The organism is Nocardiopsis sp. iso_25 (assembly GCF_056173305.1).
The window spans coordinates 5,354,614-5,373,416 of sequence record NZ_CM149667.1 but is presented as its reverse complement, the minus strand read 5'-3'; the positions used below and the strand labels follow the sequence as shown (position 1 = coordinate 5,373,416).

The window sequence follows — 18,803 nt, the reverse complement described above, 5'->3', positions numbered from 1 at the left end:
ATGATAACGGGTCTGGTCCAAAGTTTGACCCCGGTTCACCGGGGCGTCCCCGCCGCGCTCGGTCGCCTCCATCCGCACCGGCGAACCTCGGACCATGCGAGTGATCATCGTCGGTGCCGGAGTCCTCGGCACCATGCACGCCTGGCACGCCGTCTCCCGAGGCCACGAGGTCGTCCACCTCGAACGGGAGGCGGCCGCCCGCGGCGCCTCCGTCCGCAACTTCGGCCTCGTCTGGGTCGGCGGACGCGCCCCCGGCCCCGAACTGGAGGCCGCCCGCCGGTCCCGCGTCCTGTGGCAGGAGATCGCCGAGCGCGTCCCCGCCCTGGGCTTCCGGGCCTCGGGCTCCCTCACCGTCGCCACCACCGACCACGAGCTGGCCGTGGCCGAGGCGGCGGCCCGGGGCGGCGACGCCGCCGAGCGCGGCTACGAACTCCTCAGCCCCGAGCGGACCCGCGAGGTCAACCCGGCCCTGCGCGGCGACCACCTCGGCGCCCTGTGGTGCCGCAGCGACGCCCAGGTCGAACCCCGCACCGCCCAGGCCGCCCTCCAGGCCGAACTCGGCCGCAGCGGCCGCTACACCCTCCTGACCGGGCGCGAGGTCCGCGACCTGGCCGGACCGGGCGCCGTCCGCGACGACCACGGGCAGGTCCACCGGGGCGACGCCGTCGTCCTGTGCACCGGCGCCTGGCTCGGCGGCCTGGTCCGCGAGCTCGTCCCCGACCTGCCCGTGCGCCGCGTCCGCCTCCAGATGGCCCAGACCGGGCCCCTGGGCGAGACCCTCACCACCTCCGTCGCCGACGGCGACAGCTTCCGCTACTACCCCGCCTACCGGGGCCCCGAGCTGGACGCCCTCAACGAGGCCCAGCCCCAGCCGCCCACCGCGCGCGACCACCGCATGCAGCTGCTCATGGTCCAGCGCGCCGACGGCTCCCTGACCATCGGCGACACCCACGAGTACGACGCGCCCTTCTCCTTCGACACCGCCGAGGACCCCTACGAGCACCTCGCCGGGGTCGCCGGCCGCCTCCTGGGCCGACCGCTGCCCCCGATCCGCCAGCGCTGGGCGGGCGTCTACGCCCAGTGCGCCGACCCCTCCCGGGTCGTCCACCGCGCCCCCGTGGGCCCCGACGCCTGGCTGGTCACCGGACCGGGCGGGCGCGGGATGACCTGCTCCCCGGCCATCGCCGAGACCACCGCCAACGAACTGGGCTGGTAACCATGCACCCCACCACCGTCCCCGCCCCGCCCGTCGAACTCGTCGTCCTGGACATGGCGGGCACCACCGTCGCCGACGACGGCCTCGTCGAGGCGGCCTTCGAGGCGGCCCTGCCCGACCACACCCCCGAGGCCGCCGCGTACGTGCGCGCCACCATGGGCGAGTCCAAGATCACCGTCTTCCGCCACCTGTGCGGCGACGAGGACCGCGCCCAGGAGGCCAACCGCGCCTTCGAGCGGGCCTACGCCCGCCTGGTGGACGAGGGCCGCTGCGCGCCCCTGCCGGGAGCCGAGGACGCCCTGCGCGAGCTACGCGCCCAGGGCCGCACGACCGCCCTGACCACCGGCTTCTCCCGCGACACCCAGGAACGTATCCTGCGCGCCCTGGGCTGGCGGGAGACCGCCGACCTCGTCCTGTGCCCCGCCGACGCGGGCGGGCGCGGACGCCCCCACCCCGACATGGTGCTCACCGCCGCCCTGCGCGCGGGGGTCTCCTCCGTGGCCGCCGTCGCCGTCGTCGGCGACACCGCCTCCGACATCCGCAGCGGACGGAGCGCGGGGGCCTCGGTGGCCGCCGGGGTCCGCACCGGCGCCCACGACGACGAGGCCCTGCGCGCGGCCGGGGCCACCCACGTCCTGGACGGCGTGGCGGACCTGCCCGGTCTGCTCGCCGCACGGGAGGGCTGAGGCGTGGGCATCCGCTTCGAACACGTCAGCGTCGCCTACGGGGAGACCGTGGTCCTGGACGACCTCGACCTCACCGTCGAACCCGGCGAGTTCATGGCGCTGCTGGGCCCCTCCGGCTCGGGCAAGACCACCGCGCTGCGCGCCGTCGCCGGGTTCGTCCGCCCCGCCTCCGGGCGCGTCCTGCTCGGCGGACGCGACGTCACCGGCCTGCCGCCGCACCTGCGGGGCGTGGGCATGGTCGTGCAGAGCTACGCCCTCTTCCCCCACATGCGGGTGGACCAGAACGTCGCCTTCGGGCTGAGGGCGCAGGGCGTGCCCCGCCGCGAGATCGCCGGACGGGTCGCCGAGGCGCTGGCCATGACCGGGATGGGGGACTACGCGCGCCGCCACCCGCGCGAGCTGTCCGGCGGACAGCAGCAGCGGGTGGCCATCGCCCGCGCCCTGGCCATCCGCCCCGGCGTCCTGCTGCTGGACGAGCCGCTGTCCGCGCTCGACGCCCAGCTGCGCTCGGACATGCTCGCCGAGCTGGCCCGCCTGCACCGCGAACTGCCCGACGTCACGATCCTGTACGTCACCCACGACCAGAGCGAGGCGCTCACCCTGGCCGACCGGGTGGCGGTCCTGGACCGGGCCCGGCTGCGCGACTGCGAAACGCCCCAGCGCCTCTACCAGCGCCCCCGGACGCCGTTCACCGCGCGCTTCGTCGGCGGCGCCAACCTGCTGCCCGCGCGCCTGGCCGACGGGCGCGTGCACTGCTGCGGGACCACCCTGGAGGCCGACCCCGCCGACCTGCCTCCCGGCACCGGCGACGGCGACGGGCTCCGCGTGTGCCTGCGCCCGCACCGGCTCACCCTCGGCGAGGGCGAGCACACCCTGGAGGGCCGGGTCACCGACGTCCAGTGGCGCGGCTCCGTCCACCGGGTCACCGCCCTGGTGGACGGCGTCCTCGTCACCGCCGAACTCCGGGAGATGCGCACCCCGCCCGAGACCGGTGCGGCGGTCACGCTCGGCTTCGCCCGCCGGGACGCCGTCCTGCTGCCGGAGGAGGAGGCCCCGTGAACGTCCGGACCGCGCCGACCCCGGCGGGAACTGAGTCCGCGCCCCCCGCGGGCCGGGACGCCCCGGCCCGGGCGCCCCGCGCCCTCCCCGTGTGGGTGTGGGCCGTGCCGCCCGTCGTGCTGCTCGCCCTGGTGTTCCTGTACCCGCTCCTGCTCGTCGCGCTGGAGTCGGTCACCGCGCCCGGGGGCGGGCTCACCCTCGCCCACCACGCCGACGTCCTGGGCTCGGAGTCCTTCCGGTCCGCGCTGGTCACCACCGTGTTCATCGCGGTCACCGCCACCCTGGGCTGCCTGGTCCTGGGCTTCCTCCTCGCCCTGGTCGTGGCGTTCGTGCCCTTCCCCGGCAGCGGGGCCACAGCCCGGTTCATCGACACCTACCTGTCCTTCCCGTCCTTCCTCATCACCCTCGCGCTGCTGTTCCTCTACGGCACCGTGGGCGTGGCCAACGGCGCGTGGACGGAGGTCACCGGCGCCGAGACCGGGCCGATCAGCTTCCTCGCCACGCCCTGGGGCGTGATCCTGGCGGAGATCACCTACTTCACGCCGTTCGTCATGCGGCCGCTGCTCGCCGCGTTCGCCCAGCTCGACACCGCGCAGATCGAGGTCGCCTCCTCCCTGGGGGCCCGCCCCCTCAGGATCGTGCGGGCCGTCATCCTGCCCGAGGCCCTGCCCGCGCTCGCCGCCGGAGGCGCTCTCGTGCTGGTGCTGTGCCTCAACGAGTTCGCGATCGTCCTGTTCACCGGGGCCAAGGACGTGGTGACCCTGCCGATGCTCGTCTACAGCGCGGCGATCCTGGAGGCCGACTACACCACCGCCTGCGTCGTGGCCACGGTCAACGCGGCACTGTCGGTCTCCCTCTACCTCGTCTACCGCGCGGCCACCGCACGGCTGCGCGCACCCTCCGGAGGCCGCCGTGCTCGTGCATAGCCGACCAGCCCGCCGGGTCGTGTGGGCGCTGTTCGCCGCGCTCGTCCTGCCCCTGTTCCTGCTCCCGCTCGGCGTCATCGTCACCGCGTCGGTGTCCACCAACTGGAGCGGCGTCCTGCCCTCGGGGCCCACCCTGAACAACTTCGCCGGGCTGTCGCGGGGCTCCACCCTGGAGGCGCTGCGCGTCAGCGTGGTCACCGCCGCCACCGCCAGCGTCCTGGCCCTGGTCGCCGGGACCTGGTCCGCGCTGACCGCGCACGCGCTGCGCCGACGCGGCAGGGCCGTCCTCGACGCCCTCTTCATGCTGCCCGTCGCGGTCCCCACGGTGGTCGTCGGCCTGGCCCTGCTGGTGGCCTTCAGCCAACCGCCCGTGCTGCTCAACGGCACCCAGACCATCGTGATCATCGCGCACACCGTGCTGGTGACGGCCTTCGCCCACCAGTCGGTCTCCGCCGCCCTGGACCGGCTCGACCCGGCCTACGCGCAGGTGGCCGCCTCCCTCGGCGCCCGCCCGGCGCGGGTGCTGTTCCAGGTGCGGCTGCCCCTGCTGCTGCCTTCTCTCAGCGCCGCCGCCGGGCTCTGCTTCGCCCTGTCCATGGGTGAGCTGAGCGCCACGATGATGCTCTACCCGCCCAGCTGGATGCCGCTGCCGGTCCAGATCTACGCCGCCACCGACCGGGGCGCCCTCTTCTCCGGGGCGGCCTCGGCCATCGTCCTGATGGCCACCACCCTGGCCGTCCTGCTGCTGCTGTCCCGCGTGCGCACCCGCGCCGCCTACCGCTGACCTCTTCTCCCAGGAAGGCCCGCCATGTCCGCCGTCCGCAAGACCGCCGCACGCGTGTCCGCCGCCACCGCCGCGTTCGCCCTCGCCGGAGCCCTGACCTCCTGCGCCGCCTCCGACCCCGCCGACACCGTCACCGTCTACACCGCCGACGGCCTGCGCAACGAGGAGGGCACCGGCTGGCTCGACCGGGTCTTCGCCGACTTCGAGGCCGAGACCGGGGTCACCGTCCAGTACGTCGAGGGGGGCTCGGGCGAGATCGTCCAGCGCGCCGGGCGCGAGACCGCGAACCCGCAGGCCGACGTTATCGTCACCCTGCCGCCCTTCATCCAGCAGGCCGACGGCATGGGCCTGCTCCAGGAGTACGAGCCGCAGGGCTCCGAGCACGTCGAGACCAAGGACCCCGACGGGAGGTGGACCACGATCGTCGACAACTACTTCTGCCTCACCTACAACACCGAGGAACTGGAGGAACCGCCCGCCACCTGGGAGGACCTGCTCGACCCCCGCTTCGAGGGCCGCCTCCAGTACTCCACGCCGGGCGTGGCGGGCGACGGCACGGCCGTGCTCATCCAGACCATGCACGACCTCGGCGGGCTGGAGCCCGCCATGGACTACCTCGGTGAGCTCCAGGCCAACAACGTCGGCCCGTCCTCCTCCACCGGCGCGCTCGGCCCCAAGGTGGACAAGGGCGAGCTGCTGGTCGCCAACGGCGACGTCCAGATGAACTTCGCCCAGGCCCGCACCATGCCCAACCTCGGCATCTGGTTCCCCGCCACCGAGGGAGGCCAGCCGACCACCTTCGCCCTGCCCTACACCGCCGGGCTGGTCGAGGGCGCGCCCCAGGCCGACCACGGCCGCGCCCTGCTGGACTTCCTGCTCTCCGAGGCCGCCCAGGAGCAGGTCGTCCCGGTCGCCGGGGGCTTCCCCGCCCGCACCGACGTCCCGGTGGAGGGCGAGGGCGCCGAGGAGCTGGAGGCGCTCATGGAGGGCGTGGAGGTCTTCGAGCCCGACTGGGACGACATCGACGCCAACCTGCCCGAGTACCTCGACGCCTGGCGCGAGGCCACCGGCAGCTGACGCCGGGCGCAACGTCATGAGCGCCAGCCTCGACGACATCGACCGGATGTTGGAGGAGGGCGGGTGAGGAAACCGGCCTTCCACGCCGAAGGCTGGGACGACCTCATGCGGTGGGTGGAGAACGACCGCCGCACGGCGAAGAAGGCCCGCAAGCTCATCGGGGAGGCCCTCCGGGATCCCTTCGGGGGAACGGGCGAACCCGAGCCGCTCAAACACCTGGGGCCGAACCGCTGGTCACGCCGCATCACCGGCGAACACGGCCTGGTCTACGTGGTGACGGACGAGGAGATCACGGTGTTGGGCGCCCGGGGCCACTACTGGCCCGGTCGCGGCCGCCGGTCCCGCGCGCCGGAGGAACCGCGCGCGGGGCCGGCGGGAGGGCTCAGATCACGCCGAAGACGAACCCGCCCGGGGCGGCGGAGTCCTCGCCGAAGAGGTACTCCCGGGCCGACAGGACGAACTCCGCGCGGCCGATGAACCCGTCACCGTCGGTGTCCAGGGTCCTGAACCGGTCCAGGGCGTCGGAGGGGGAGGCCCCCAGGACCTCGGCGTACCTGACGTACTCCGCCTCGCTGATCGACCCGCCGTCGTCGGTGTCGAGGAGGTCGAAGACCGCCTCGGCCACGCCCTCGGTCATGTTGAACCGGCTCCGGTCCTCGGAGGCCGCGTGCATCGCCGCGACGAACGCCTCCCGGTCCAGGCGCGCCTGCGCGGGCGAGCCGTGGCGGAGCAGCTCCAGCCAGAGCATCTGGTAGGAGGCGTGGACGGCCTGGGCCCGGCGGTCGCTCAGGTCCAGCGCGTAACCCTTCGTGTAGCGGTCGACCAGGCGCTGGTAGTCGTCCCAGGTGATGGCCCCGTCGCGGTCGGTGTCCAGCGTGTCGAAGAGGCGGCCGAACCTCTCGGCGACCGCGGTGGCGGGAACGGTGTCCACGTGCATTCCTCTCGTCGGCGGGCGGCGCGTCCCGCCCGTGCACCTTCGAGTGTCCCGCGCGCCGCGGGGTTCCCCGACCCCCGTGGCCCCGCCGCCCGGGCGGACGGGCTCCCGGCCCGCGTTCCGGGACGGTTCGCGCAGGTCCTAGGCTCGTTCCCGACAACGACGTCGAGCAAGGACGGTCCCATGGACGTACGCGCCCACATCGAGGCACACCGGGACGAGTTCGTCTCCTCCCTCAAGGAGTGGCTGGCGATCCCCTCCATCTCCGCCGACCCCGCGCACCACCCCGACGTGGTCCGCTCCGCCCGGTGGCTCGCCGACCACCTCACCGCGACCGGCTTCCCCACCGTCGAGGTGTGGCAGACCCCCGGCCTGCCCGCCGTGTTCGCCGAGTGGCCCGCCGCCGACCCCGACGCCCCCACGGTGCTCGTCTACGGACACCACGACGTCCAGCCCGTCGACCCGGTCCAGGAGTGGGAGACCGACCCGTTCACGCCCACCGAGCGCGGCACCTCCCTGTTCGCGCGCGGGGCCTCCGACGACAAGGGGCAGGTGCTCTTCCACGCCCTCGGCGTGCGCGCCGCCCTGGCCGCCTCCGGCGCCGACGCCCCGCCCGTCACGATCAAGCTGCTCGTGGAGGGCGAGGAGGAGTCGGGCTCGGTTCACTTCGCCGACCTGATGCGCGCCAACCGCGACCGCCTGGCCTGCGACGTCGTCGTCATCTCCGACACCACCATGTGGGCGGCCGACACCCCGTCCATGTGCGTGGGCATGCGCGGCCTCACCGACGTGGAGATCAGCCTGTACGGCCCCGAGCGCGACCTGCACAGCGGCTCCTTCGGCGGCGCCGTGCCCAACCCGCTCAAGGCCATGAGCGACCTGCTGTCCGGCCTGCACGACGAGGACGGCCGGGTGGCGGTCCCCGGCTTCTACGACGGGGTGGTCGAGGCCAGCCGGGAGGAGCGCGAACTCATCGCCCGGCTGCCCTTCGACGAGCGCGAGTGGCTGGCCACCGCCGCCTCCACCGCCGCCTGGGGCGAGAAGGGCTACAGCACGCTGGAGCGGATCTGGCTGCGCCCGACCGCCGAGATCAACGGCATGTGGGGCGGCCACACCGGCTCGGGCGGCAAGACCATCGTCCCGCGCTCCGCGCACGCCAAGGTCAGCTTCCGCCTGGTTCCCGGCCAGGACCCGCTGCACGTGCAGGACCGCGTCCGCGCCCACGTCGAGGCCGCCGTCCCCGAGGGCCTGCGCGCCGAGACGGAGTTCGGCGGGCCGGGCGTGCGCGCCTGCGCCTCCGACCTGTCCTCCACCGCGCTGAAGGCGGCCCGCTCGGCCATGGAGCGCGCCTTCGGCACCCAGGTCCTGTTCACCCGCGAGGGAGGCAGCGGACCCGAGGCCGACATCGCCGACATCCTCGGGGCGCCGCTGGTCTTCCTCGCCGTCGGCCTGGACGAGGACCGCATCCACGCCCCCAACGAGAAGGTGGAGGTCCCCCTGCTGCTCAAGGGCGCCGAGAGCGCCGCGTACCTGTGGGAGGAACTCGGCGGCGTCGTCTGAGCCGCGACCGCGCGGCGCCGGGGCCCGACCCGCACACGGGCCCGCCCCCGCCCGCGGGGGCCCGCCGCGCACGGGGGGACCGCGCCAGGATGCGCGCGGCCCCGACCGGTGTTATGCACGTTGTGGACACGGGCCCCGCCAGGCGGCCCGCCGACCCGGAAGGACCCATGGACGCCGACGCGACTCCCTCCCTCTCACGCTTCTCCGTCGACCCCTCCGCGCACCGGCGCCTGGACGGGGAGTGGCTGGCCGAGGCGTGGGCCGCCCCCGGCACCCGGGTGCTCGTCCTGGAGGGCGGGGACCCCGTCGCCCACGGCTGGCGGGCGGTCATGGCCAAGCAGTCCCGGGCCCTGATCACCACCGGGGACGACCCCGAACTCGTCCTGGTACCCCCGGACGAGGCGCCCGAGGGCGAGCGCTATCTGCTGGGCACCGACGGCCGGGACGCCTACTTCGCGGTCCGCTCCGGCCGGGACCTCGCCGCCACCGAACGGACCGCCCCGGCCTCCCTGCGCGAGATCGGCGCGCTGCTGGGCGACCGCGACACCGGGCTGATGACCCGCGCCGTCGCCCTCGCGAACTGGAACGCCACCCACGGCTTCTGCCCCCGCTGCGGCTCCCGCACCACCGCGGCCGCGGCCGGGCACGTGCGCGTGTGCGAGCGGGAGGGCACCGAGCAGTACCCCCGGATGGACCCGGCGGTGATCATGCTGGTGCACCGCGAGCGCGACGGCCGCGAGGAGATGCTGCTCGGCAACAACCCGAACTGGGACTCCCGCCGCTTCTCGGTGCTGGCCGGGTTCGTGGACGCGGGGGAGTCGCTGGAGCAGGCCGTGGTCCGCGAGGTCGCCGAGGAGGCGGGGATCGTGGTCGAGCGCCCGCGCTACCTGTCCTCGCAGCCCTGGCCCTTCCCGCGCAGCCTGATGGTGGGCTACACCGCGCGGGCCGTGGGCGAGACCGAGCGCACCGACGACGAGATCGGCGTCACCCGGTGGTTCACCCGCCCCGAACTGGCCGAGGCCGTGCACGCGCAGGAGATCCTGCTGCCGGGGCGGGTCTCGATCGCCCGCACCCTCATCGAGCACTGGTACGGCGCGGAGCTCCCCGGCGGCTGGTGACCCCGGACCGGTCGACCCGACCGGTCCCGCGGCGGCCGGGAGCCGCCGCCCGCGGGGTCGGTGCCGGGCGCGGGGACGCCGCGCCCGGGGCGGGGCCGGGGCCTCGGGGTTTCGCGCGGGGCCCCGCCCGGCCCGTCGCCGCGCTAGCGCGAACCGGGCGAGGCGCCCAGTTCGTCGGGCAGCACGGTGAGGGGGCTCGTGCTGCTCTCCACCACGTCCCGCGCCAGGTCGGCCACCTTGCGCCCGCGCGAGCGCGCCGAGGAGCGCAGCCGCTCGAAGGCCTCGCGGGGCGCCATCGTGTGCCGCTCCGCCAGGACCCCGATCGCCTGCTCCACCACCACGCGCGACTGCAGCGCGTGCTCCAGCTGCGCGATGGTGTGCCGCAGCCGCTCCACTTCCGAAGCGCCCTCCGGGGCCCGGCCGGGCGCCTGGGAACGCGGGGTCCGGTCCCCCGACTCGCCGGTCAGCAGGTCCGCCAGGACCATCGCGCTCACCAGGTCGGGCACCTCCTCGCCGCCGCCCACCCGCCACCCGGCCGGGGTGCGGCGGACCACACCGGTGTCCATCGTGTCGGCGACCGCAATGTCATGAGGCCTCATGTCCTCCCCCAACTCCACACTCCCCGTCGTCATCGTCCGAGCCCTTCGCGACCCGAGCGCCGTCGGAGGTGCACCGCCGACGGCGGGCCCCGCGGTGCGGGCCGCGGGGCCCGCCCCGGGGGGCGGGCCCCGCGGCCCGCGTACCGTCCTACGACAGCTCGGCCAGTTTCTGCTTCACCTGAGCGAGCGACGGGTTGGTCATCGCCGCGCCGTCACTGAAGACCAGCGTCGGAACCGTCTGGTTGCCGTTGTTGGCCTTCATGACCAGTTCGGCGGCCTCCGGGTGCTCCTCGATGTTCACCTCACGACCGGTGATCCCCTCGCGGGCGAGCTGGCTCTTGAGCCGCTTGCAGTACCCGCACCAGGGGGTGGTGTACATCGTGAACTGTTCGGTCGCCGCGCTCGTCATGTCGCTCACGTCCTTCTTTCGTCTACGGTCGATGGGTCGGTCCGGTCATCTCAACACCGAGGGGTCCGGACCGCTTCCCGGGACCGCGCGACACAACGTGGGACGCCTCACAGGACCAACTGGTTCTGGAATGTCTGATGTGCCTCCCGCGGCCCCGGCGGCGGGCACGGGGTCCGATCCGCTCCCCGTCACGGCCGATACTTGAGAGACTGGGACCCCATCCACCCCGACCCTACGCAGGAGCACCATGGATCCCGACCGCGTCCTGGAGGGACTGGACCCGGAGCAGACCCAGGCCGCACGCGCGCTGCGCGGCCCCGTGTGCATCCTGGCCGGTGCCGGAACGGGCAAGACCCGGGCCATCACCCACCGCATCGCGTACGCGGTCTCCAGCGGTGTGGTCGCCGAGCAGCAGGTCCTCGCGGTCACCTTCACCGCGCGCGCCGCCGGGGAGATGCGCGGCAGGCTGCGCGCCCTGGGCGCCCCCCGCGTGCAGGCCCGCACCTTCCACGCCGCCGCCCTGCGCCAGCTCTCCTTCTTCTGGCCCCAGGTCGTGGGCGGGGAGAAGCCCACCCTCATCGAGAGCAAGCTCCCGGTGGTCTCCCGCGCCGCCCACTCGGTGGGCCTGCAGCCCGACCGCAACGGCCTGCGCGACCTGGCCGGGGAGATCGAGTGGTCCAAGGTCACCCAGGTGCGCCCCACCGACTACGACAAGGCCGTGGTCAAGGCGGGCCGCCAGCCCCCGATGCCCGCGGGCGAGGTGGCCCGGGTCTTCGAGGCCTACGAGGACCTGCGCCGCGAGCACAACCTCCTCGACTTCGAGTCCATGCTCGAACTCACCGCCGGCATGATCACCGAGTACCCGGCCATCGCCCAGCGCGTGCGCGAGCAGTACCGGTACTTCGTCGTCGACGAGTTCCAGGACGTCAACCCGCTCCAGCGCCTGCTCCTGGACGCCTGGCTGGGCGACCGCGACGACCTGTGCGTGGTCGGCGACCCCAGCCAGACCATCTACTCCTTCGCCGGGGCCACCCCCGGCTACCTGACCGGGTTCGGCGCCCGCTACCCCCACGCCACCGTGGTCCAGCTGGTCCGCGACTACCGCTCCACCCCCCAGGTCGTGCGGGTGGCCAACCACGTCATCGCCCACGCGCGCGGCACGACCTCCGCCCAGCACCTGACCCTCCAGGCCCAGCGCCCCGACGGCCCCGACCCCATGTACCAGGAGTACGACGACGAGCCCGCCGAGGCCACCGGGGTCGCCCGCAAGATCAGCGTCCTGCTGGAGGGAGGCACCCCGGCCAGCGAGATCGCGGTGCTCGTGCGCACCAACGGCCAGTCGGCCTCCTACGAGCAGGCGCTGACCGACGAGGGCGTGCCGTTCACGATGCGCGGGACCACCCGGTTCTTCGAGCGCCCAGAGATCAAGCAGGCCGTGCACACCCTGCGCGGCGCCCGGCACGGGGCGGCGGGGGAGGAGGCCGAGCCCCTGGTGCGCACCGTCCGCCAGCTCCTCGGACAGCTCGGCCTGACCGAGAGCGCGCCCGAGGGGCGCCAGGCCCGTGAACGCTGGGAGTCGCTGTCCGCGCTGGCCCAGCTGGCCGAGGACATGGCCGCCGCGCCGCGCCCCGACGGCGCGCCGGTGACCATGGCCGACCTCGTGGACGAGCTCGACGTGCGCATGGCCACCGAGCACGCGCCCGGCTTCGAGGGCGTCACCATCGCCTCCCTGCACGCGGCCAAGGGCCTGGAGTGGGACGCCGTCTTCCTGGTCGGCCTCACCGAGGGCATGATGCCGATCATCTACGCCGAGACCGACGAGCAGGTGGAGGAGGAGCGCCGCCTGTTCTACGTGGGGGTCACGCGGGCCCGCGAACACCTGGCGATGTCGTGGTCCCTGGCCCGCTCGCCCGGCGGCAGGAAGACCCGCAAGCCCTCCCGCTTCCTCGACGGCCTGCGCCCCGCCTCCCCGTCCACCGCCTCCCGGCGCGCCGAGCGCCGCAAGGGCGGCGTGACCCGCTGCCGGGTGTGCTCGGCCACCCTCACCGACGCGGCCGAGCGCAAGCTGGGCCGCTGCCTGGACTGCCCCTCCAGCTACGACGAGGCCCTGCTGGAGCGGCTGCGCGACTGGCGCCGCGCGTGCGCGCAGGAGCAGAAGGTGCCCGCCTACGTGATCTTCACCGACGCCACCCTCCAGGCCGTCGCCGAGCAGGAGCCCGGCAGCCTCACCCAGCTCGCGGCCGTGTCCGGTGTCGGCGCGGTCAAGCTCGATCGCTACGGTGAGGCGGTACTGGCGCTGGTGGCCGGAGCGGACCCGGCGGACGTCGCCGACGGCCGGACCGAGGACGACGGGGAGGAAGCGGCGGATGAGTGAGAGCGCCGACGCGCAGGCGCGGGGCCAGTCCCTCGCCGACCTGCTGACCGTGCTGGACCTGGAGCGGATCGAGGACGACATCTTCCGGGGCAGCAGCCCCGAGGAGGGCCCCCAGAGGGTGTTCGGCGGCCAGGTCGCGGGCCAGGCGCTGGTCGCGGCGGGGCGCACCGTCCCCGCCGAACGCCACGTGCACTCCCTGCACGCGTACTTCATACGCCCCGGCGACCCCTCGGTGCCCATCGTCTACGAGGTGGACCGCGTCCGGGACGGCCGCTCCTTCACCACCCGGCGGGTGGTGGCCATCCAGCACGGCAAGCCGATCTTCACCCTGTCGGCCTCCTTCCACAAGGAGGAGCCGGGCCTGGACCACCGGATCCCGATGCCCGACGTCCCGCCGCCTGAGGAGCTGCCGAGCACGCGCGAGCGCCTGCGGGAGGCCTTCGGGCGCGTGCCGGGGTTCGTGCGCTGGCACCCCATCGAGCTGCGCCCGGTGGGACCGCTGTCCTACGAGGCCGAGCGCGACCCGCGGCTGCGCACCGCCAACAACCCGGTGTGGCTCAAGGTGGACGGCCAGCTGCCCGACGACCGCCTCACCCACGTGTGCCTGATGACCTACGCCTCGGACATGACCCTGCTGGACACCGTGCTGCTGCGCCACGGCCGCTCCTTCGCGGGGATCTCCATGGCCAGCCTGGACCACGCGATGTGGTTCCACCGGCCGTTCCGCGCCGACGAGTGGCTGCTGTACGCACAGGAGGCGCCGACCGCCCAGGGCGCCCGCGGTCTGGCGCGCGGGCTGGTCTACACCCGCGAGGGCGAACTCGTGTGCTCGGTGGTGCAGGAGGGCCTGATCCGGGTGGTGGACGCCGAGGGCTGGTCCGACACCCTTCCGGAGCCGTTCTAGGCGGTGCCCCTCCGGGTCCGCGCCCGCGCGCCCGCCGGGTCCTGCGGGCCGGAGCCCGGAGCCCGGCCGGCGCGCGGGCGCGCCAACGGCCCGGTCCGGGCCCGCGGACGCGGACAGGCCCCGGTCACGGTGCGCACCGTGACCGGGGCCTCGCCGTCTCGGCGTGCGGGGTGTCGGCAGGGCGCTCGGGGGATGCCCAAAGGCAACGCCTCCGGACGCCGCGGCATTCCCGCGAACCCCTGACCGGATGCGGACGTTTCCGCAGGTCAAAAATGGGTTGCTCTCTTTCTGCGCCAGCCCATAGTGTGTACCCCGTCGCAATGACCGCTCCCGGCGCGGGTGCAAGATCCCGTCGCCCGACAGTGAAGGAGGTGCCCGATCCAATGACCAGCATCACGGAGACCACAGGCTTCGTCACCGGCTTCGCCATGCCGTCGCGTCAGCTGTCCCCGACCGCTGTTCAGGGCAACCTCCTGGGCGGTCACACGGATGTCCTCGCCGTCTACGGCGGGACCACCGTCGGCAACGTCGGCACCGGGATCCACGGATCCCGTTCCCCGCTGATGGTGTCCCAGGTCGAGCGGACCGTCCTCGGCGACGGCAGTGGTGTGTCCGTCGAGTCCGGGCTCGCCCTTGATCGCGGCAAGCGCCAGACGCAGCACGCAGCAGAAGCTACCCAGCGCCCGTACGGCGCATCGGGGGAGTGTCCACGGAGGATTCCGGCCTAGAGCAGGACAGGCCGAGAGTTTCGACCGTGGCCGCGGACCCCGACAGGGGCCGCGGCTTTCTTTGTATCTTCGCCAGCTCCCCGTCCCCCAGGGACGAGGGAGAGGGCGGCGGCATCGCAAGTCCAGGTCCCCCACCGGACCGGTTCCGGTGACCAGTCACCGACCGCGTTGTACGAAACGATCAAAGATCTTGGAGGGCACCGATGCTTGCGTCGGTCCTGGAAACGCCCTGGATGGGCGACACCGAAGTTCCCTGCCGCCTGGAGCCCGACCTGTTCTTCGCCGAGGCGCCCGCCGACGTCGAGGCGGCCAAGGCCGTCTGCGGCGCGTGCCCCGTGCGGGAGCAGTGCCTGGCCGACGCCCTGGAGCGCGGTGAGCCCTGGGGCGTCTGGGGCGGGCAGCTGCTCGTCTCCGGACAGGTCGTGGCGCGCAAGCGCCCCAGGGGCCGCCCCCGGAAGAACCCCGCTCCGGTCGCGGCCTGACCGTTCCAGCCACAGCCCCACCCCACCTCCGCGGACACGAAGGACGAAGACAGATGATGATGGAACTCATGCGCGTGGTCGAGCGGACCGACGTCGAGACGCGTGAACAGCAGGGCAGAAGGCTCACCGCCCGCCAGCTGCGCGCCCGCCAGCGCGAGGAGCGCCGTGCCGAACAGGCGCTCACGGAAATCGCGTGGTCACGTCTGTGTTGACGTGACGGGACGCGCGGCGCCCTGATCTGACCACGGGCCGGGCGGGACTCCTCCGGGGGTCACCGTCCGGTCTCTTTTGTGTATCCGAAAGGGCGCCGGAACACCTCGGCGGGCCCCGTCGTGGTCCGCCGCACAGCCGAAAAACGACCCTGGTCAGGGCGGAATGTGCTACCGTACCGTGTTTTCCGGTTACGCTCCGGGAGTCGGGACAGACACGAGATCGGTGACATAACAGGACAGGACACACCTGTCCTGGAGCGCCTCGCTGGGCTACCGTAAACTTCGTGCCCTCGAACACCAAAGTCGAGGTACGACGCAGTCCTCGTCGCCGACGCACGGTGTCGGCCTACAGGGACGGGGACACCACGGTCGTCCTCGTGCCCGCGACGTTCTCCCGCGCAGAGGAAAAGCGCTGGGTGGGCCGCATGCTGCAACGACTGGAGGCCCGCGAGGGGCGCCGCAACCCCGGCGACGCCGAACTCCACGAGCGCGCGCTCGAACTGGCCCGCCGCTACCTGGGCGGCACCGAACTCCCCGAGAGCGTGCGCTGGGTGGACAACCAGAACTCGCGCTGGGGGTCGTGCACCCCCGAGACCCGCACGATCCGCATCTCCCGCCGCGTCGCCGGAATGCCCTCGTGGGTCGTGGACTACGTGCTCATCCACGAACTCGCGCACCTGTTCATCCCGCACCACGGCCGGGAGTTCTGGGACCTGGTGCGCCGCTACCCCAAGGCCGAGCGGGCCCGGGGCTACCTGGAGGGCTTCAGCGCCGCCTCCCGAGCCGAGTCCGACGACCCCTGCGGAGCAGGGGAGGACGAGGAGGAGCTCGACGCCGCAGAGGTCGCCTTCGACGAGTGAGTCCGGCCGCGCGCCGGAGGGGTGGGCGCCGTCACCGATGCGGACAGGGACAAAAGGCCTTTTTCGCCCTTGGTGCTCTCCTCTTTCCGTGCGTTCCGGGGTATTTTTCTGCGGTCACGCGGGCCGCGGGCCCCACCGAACCGGAACGGACACCCACCCCCATGAGGACACTCAAGAAGACCCTGGCCACCGCCGCCGCGACCCTGACGCTCCTGGCCGCCGGCGTCGTCACCGCCTCCCCGGCCAGCGCCGCCGCCTACAACGGGGCCTGCGGCTCGGGCTACTCGGTGGTCAACTCGGCCCCGGTCCGCTTCGACCTGGGAACCGTGTTCCTGACCTACAACAGCTCCAACGGCTACAACTGCGTGGTCACCGTCCGCAGCGCCGACAGCGACGGCTTCGCCATGCCGATGAGCGCGGGCCTGCGCCGGGCGGGGGACGACGGCTCCTTCGTGTCGGACACGGGCGAGTACAGCTACTACGCCGGTCCGGTGTACGTGTACGCCAGCGGCTCCTGCGTCGACTGGCGGGGGCTCATCGGCAACCAGGCCACCGAGCGCTACGCCACCAACTGCGGCTGACCCGAAGCCGACGGCCCCGCCGACCGGCGGGGCCGTTCGCGTGCCGCGGGACGGCGGAGACGCGCGTCAGCGCGTGCCCGCGGCCCGGGTCGGCGGGCGCCAGCCGGCGCCGCCGCGGCCGACGTCGACGGGTGCCCGAGACGCGCGTCAGCGCGTGCCCGGGTCCGTGCCCGGATGCGGGGCGGACGAACGCAGGTGGCGGCCCACCGCCTCGGCGGCGGCGCGCACCAGCGAACGGCACACCTCGTCGGAGGGCTCGGGCAGGTCGTCCACCGGGAACCAGCCGAGGTCGGCCGACTCGTCGGGGTCGCGCACCAGCACCGCGTCCTCGGGAGCGAGGGCCGCGTACTGCACGTCCAGGTGGAAGCTGCCGCCCCCGCAGGGCACCGAGTGGCGGTCCAGCCCGACTGGCTCGGGCAGCAGGGTGAGCCCCCGGATGCCCGACTCCTCGGTGGCCTCGCGCAGTGCCGCCGCGCCCAGGGTGGCGTCCTCCGGCTCGCAGTGCCCGCCGGTCTGCAACCAGATCCGGTGGATCCGGTGCAGGGTGAGCACCGCCCGCGAGCCGTCGGCGGAGATGATCGCCGTGCTGGCCGTCACGTGGCCGGGCAGGCAGGAGCGCCACATCCCGTCCCCGTGTGCCTCCAGGTGGTCCAGGTAGGAGCGGCGCAGCTCCTCCTGCCGGGCGTCGGGCGCGGTCCACGCGCCCAGCACCGCCCGGGCGTCCGCGTGCAGCGACACCTACGCGCCCTCTCCCCGGTCGTCGTCCCCGTCGCCGTCCCGGTCGGCGCCGGAGGAGCCCTCGCCGGAGGAACCCTCCGCGGACGCGTCCCCGTCGGTCCCCGCCTTCCGGCCGGGGGCGTCCCCGGTCAGGGAGGAGATGTCGAAGTCGGCGTCGCCGAACCCGTCACCGCCCCCGCGCACGAAGCCCTCGGGATCGTCCAGGTCGTCGCCGGTGGGCATCAGGTCCGGGTGCTCCCAGACCGCGTCCCGGCCCTCCACGCCGCGCGCCTCCTCCAGGGCCGACCACAGGGCGGACGCCTCGCGCAGACGGCGCGGGCGCAGCTCCAGGCCGACCAGGGCGGCGAACGTGTGCTCGGCGGGCCCGCCGGTCGCCCGGCGGCGCCGGGTCGCCTCGGCCAGGGCGTCCGCCTGCGGCAGACGGCCGGACACCGCGGACGAGACCACGGTGGCCACCCAGCCCTCGATCAGCGCCAGGGTGGTCTCCAGCCGGGCCAGCGCCGCCTTCTGCTGCGGTGTGTCCTCGGGCTGGAACAGCCCCTCGCCCCCGACACCGCCCAGGGCCTCCTGGAGCGCCTCGGGGTTGGTGAGGTCGATCCCACCGAGCCGGTCCTCCAGGCCGCTGATGTCGAAGGACATCCCGTCCGCGTACTCGTTGACCAGCCGGGACACGTGCGAGCGCAGCCACGGCACGTGCGAGTACAGCCGGTGCACGGCGGCCTCGCGGGCGGCCAGGTACAGGCGCACCTCCTCCTCGGGGACCTCCAGGCCCTCACTGAAGCGCGCCACGCCGGAGGGCAGCAGCGCCGCACGGCCCTCACCGGCCAGGGGCAGCCCGATGTCGGCGGTGCCGACCACCTCGCGGGACAGCTCGCCCACGGCCTGGCCGGCCTGGCGGCCGACCATCATGCTGCCCATCTGCTGGATCATGCCCAGCAGCGGACCGGCCACGGACTGCATCTCCTCGGGCAGGTTCTGCCCCATCGAACGGACGGTCTTGCTGGTCAGCGGGTCGCACAGCTGCACCCACGAGTCCATCGTCCGCTCGATCCACTCCGACCGGCTCCAGGCCTGGGTGGTGTGGACGCCCGACGGCAGGTCGGTAGCCTGGTCGAGCCACAGGTCGGCCAGGCGCAGGGCCTCCTCGACCCTGGCGTAGTCGGACGCCGGAACGCTCGGGTCGCCCTCCTGGGCGACCGTCTGGCGCGCGACGTCCTTGGCCATGTCCCAGTTCACCCCGGACGACGACTTCTGGTCGCCTCCGGGTCCGGGACCGGGTTGGGCCGACATCATGTCGGCGAACTGACGCAGCATGTTGGCCATCTGCTGCGGGTCGCCGAACGGGAAGCCGTCCGGCGTTCCGGATCCTCCTCCGCCCGGGCCGCCGCTGCCGGCACCCGAGCCGGAGTCGCCAGAACGGCGTCCGGACTCGTCATCGGGATCGTTCGGCATGCTGAAACCGAATGGCAGGTCGCTCACAATCAGACCTCAGGCAGGATTAGGTTTGGTCTCCACTGTCACGTTAGCTGGGAGTCGCCCGGAGTGAATACCGAAAG

21 protein-coding genes are annotated in these 18,803 nt (G+C 73.7%); 16 read left to right on the top strand and 5 right to left on the bottom strand.

What is annotated here, in order from left to right; translation table 11 throughout:
* Positions 1-100 precede the first annotated feature (100 nt).
* From AC0VX6_RS23065 to AC0VX6_RS23035, 7 genes are all read left to right on the top strand, one after another.
* Positions 101-1,216: a TIGR03364 family FAD-dependent oxidoreductase gene (locus tag AC0VX6_RS23065; protein WP_274978229.1), complete on the top strand. Its 1,116-nt coding sequence runs from the start codon at positions 101-103 to the stop codon at positions 1,214-1,216.
* Between the two features lie 2 nt (positions 1,217-1,218).
* Entirely contained in the window at positions 1,219-1,902 is a 684-nt protein-coding gene (locus tag AC0VX6_RS23060) for a phosphonatase-like hydrolase (RefSeq protein ID WP_475466030.1), read from the top strand.
* A 3-nt stretch (positions 1,903-1,905) separates the two neighbouring features.
* Complete coding sequence (locus AC0VX6_RS23055; RefSeq protein ID WP_475466029.1) at positions 1,906-2,961, top strand: ABC transporter ATP-binding protein; 1,056 nt, start codon at positions 1,906-1,908, stop codon at positions 2,959-2,961.
* A complete protein-coding gene (locus tag AC0VX6_RS23050) occupies positions 2,958-3,887 on the top strand; it encodes a 2-aminoethylphosphonate ABC transporter permease subunit (RefSeq protein ID WP_274974624.1) in 930 nt (309 codons plus the stop codon). The genes AC0VX6_RS23055 and AC0VX6_RS23050 overlap by 4 nt, the downstream gene beginning before the upstream one ends.
* Positions 3,874-4,671 (top strand): ABC transporter permease, encoded by a 798-nt coding sequence (locus AC0VX6_RS23045; RefSeq protein WP_475466027.1) that lies wholly within the window; start codon positions 3,874-3,876, stop codon positions 4,669-4,671. Before AC0VX6_RS23050 ends, AC0VX6_RS23045 begins: the two co-directional genes overlap by 14 nt.
* A gap of 24 nt (positions 4,672-4,695) precedes the next feature.
* Positions 4,696-5,748, top strand: a complete 1,053-nt coding sequence (locus AC0VX6_RS23040; RefSeq protein ID WP_274974622.1) for a 2-aminoethylphosphonate ABC transporter substrate-binding protein — start codon at positions 4,696-4,698, stop codon at positions 5,746-5,748.
* 63 nt (positions 5,749-5,811) lie between these two features.
* A complete protein-coding gene (locus AC0VX6_RS23035) occupies positions 5,812-6,225 on the top strand; it encodes a Txe/YoeB family addiction module toxin (protein WP_302475365.1) in 414 nt (137 codons plus the stop codon).
* Here AC0VX6_RS23035 and AC0VX6_RS23030 read toward each other — a convergent pair.
* A complete protein-coding gene (locus tag AC0VX6_RS23030; protein ID WP_248771914.1) occupies positions 6,131-6,685 on the bottom strand; it encodes an EF-hand domain-containing protein in 555 nt (184 codons plus the stop codon). The genes AC0VX6_RS23035 and AC0VX6_RS23030 overlap by 95 nt on opposite strands.
* A gap of 180 nt (positions 6,686-6,865) precedes the next feature.
* Between AC0VX6_RS23030 and AC0VX6_RS23025 the strand changes: the two genes are divergently transcribed.
* Both AC0VX6_RS23025 and nudC read left to right on the top strand, forming a co-directional pair.
* Positions 6,866-8,242: a dipeptidase gene (locus AC0VX6_RS23025; protein WP_274974621.1), complete on the top strand. Its 1,377-nt coding sequence runs from the start codon at positions 6,866-6,868 to the stop codon at positions 8,240-8,242.
* Between the two features lie 167 nt (positions 8,243-8,409).
* On the top strand, positions 8,410-9,360 hold the full coding sequence (gene nudC / locus AC0VX6_RS23020) for an NAD(+) diphosphatase (RefSeq protein WP_475466025.1): 951 nt from the start codon (positions 8,410-8,412) through the stop codon (positions 9,358-9,360).
* Between the two features lie 143 nt (positions 9,361-9,503).
* Here the strand turns inward: nudC and AC0VX6_RS23015 are convergent, their stop codons facing one another.
* Both AC0VX6_RS23015 and AC0VX6_RS23010 read right to left on the bottom strand, forming a co-directional pair.
* The gene (locus AC0VX6_RS23015) at positions 9,504-9,926 is read right to left on the bottom strand and encodes an ANTAR domain-containing protein (RefSeq protein WP_274978227.1); all 423 of its coding nucleotides are present in this window, start codon (positions 9,924-9,926) and stop codon (positions 9,504-9,506) included.
* Between the two features lie 181 nt (positions 9,927-10,107).
* On the bottom strand, positions 10,108-10,368 hold the full coding sequence (locus AC0VX6_RS23010; protein WP_019608149.1) for a mycoredoxin: 261 nt from the start codon (positions 10,366-10,368) through the stop codon (positions 10,108-10,110).
* 247 nt (positions 10,369-10,615) lie between these two features.
* On the opposite strand from AC0VX6_RS23010, the gene AC0VX6_RS23005 reads away from it, so the two are divergent.
* The 7 genes from AC0VX6_RS23005 (at position 10,616) to AC0VX6_RS22975 (ending at position 16,509) form a co-directional block, all read left to right on the top strand.
* The gene (locus AC0VX6_RS23005; RefSeq protein ID WP_248771912.1) at positions 10,616-12,742 is read left to right on the top strand and encodes an ATP-dependent DNA helicase UvrD2; all 2,127 of its coding nucleotides are present in this window, start codon (positions 10,616-10,618) and stop codon (positions 12,740-12,742) included.
* Positions 12,735-13,646 (top strand): acyl-CoA thioesterase II, encoded by a 912-nt coding sequence (gene tesB / locus AC0VX6_RS23000; RefSeq protein WP_274974619.1) that lies wholly within the window; start codon positions 12,735-12,737, stop codon positions 13,644-13,646. Before AC0VX6_RS23005 ends, tesB begins: the two co-directional genes overlap by 8 nt.
* 383 nt (positions 13,647-14,029) lie before the next feature.
* Positions 14,030-14,374, top strand: a complete 345-nt coding sequence (locus tag AC0VX6_RS22995; RefSeq protein WP_274974618.1) for a hypothetical protein — start codon at positions 14,030-14,032, stop codon at positions 14,372-14,374.
* Positions 14,375-14,577: 203 nt separating this feature from the next.
* Positions 14,578-14,856 carry a WhiB family transcriptional regulator gene (locus AC0VX6_RS22990; RefSeq protein ID WP_274974617.1) on the top strand — a complete coding sequence of 93 codons (279 nt, stop codon included), beginning with the start codon at positions 14,578-14,580 and terminating at the stop codon, positions 14,854-14,856.
* A 53-nt stretch (positions 14,857-14,909) separates the two neighbouring features.
* Positions 14,910-15,068 carry a hypothetical protein gene (locus AC0VX6_RS22985; RefSeq protein ID WP_200904007.1) on the top strand — a complete coding sequence of 53 codons (159 nt, stop codon included), beginning with the start codon at positions 14,910-14,912 and terminating at the stop codon, positions 15,066-15,068.
* 284 nt (positions 15,069-15,352) lie between these two features.
* Entirely contained in the window at positions 15,353-15,928 is a 576-nt protein-coding gene (locus AC0VX6_RS22980; protein WP_475466023.1) for a M48 metallopeptidase family protein, read from the top strand.
* Between the two features lie 161 nt (positions 15,929-16,089).
* Positions 16,090-16,509 (top strand): spore-associated protein A, encoded by a 420-nt coding sequence (locus AC0VX6_RS22975; RefSeq protein WP_475466021.1) that lies wholly within the window; start codon positions 16,090-16,092, stop codon positions 16,507-16,509.
* Between the two features lie 147 nt (positions 16,510-16,656).
* Here AC0VX6_RS22975 and AC0VX6_RS22970 read toward each other — a convergent pair whose 3' ends face one another.
* Positions 16,657-17,247 carry an NUDIX hydrolase gene (locus AC0VX6_RS22970; RefSeq protein ID WP_475466020.1) on the bottom strand — a complete coding sequence of 197 codons (591 nt, stop codon included), beginning with the start codon at positions 17,245-17,247 and terminating at the stop codon, positions 16,657-16,659.
* A complete protein-coding gene (locus tag AC0VX6_RS22965; RefSeq protein ID WP_274974613.1) occupies positions 17,248-18,726 on the bottom strand; it encodes a zinc-dependent metalloprotease in 1,479 nt (492 codons plus the stop codon). It abuts the gene before it with no gap.
* Positions 18,727-18,803: the final 77 nt, after the last annotated feature.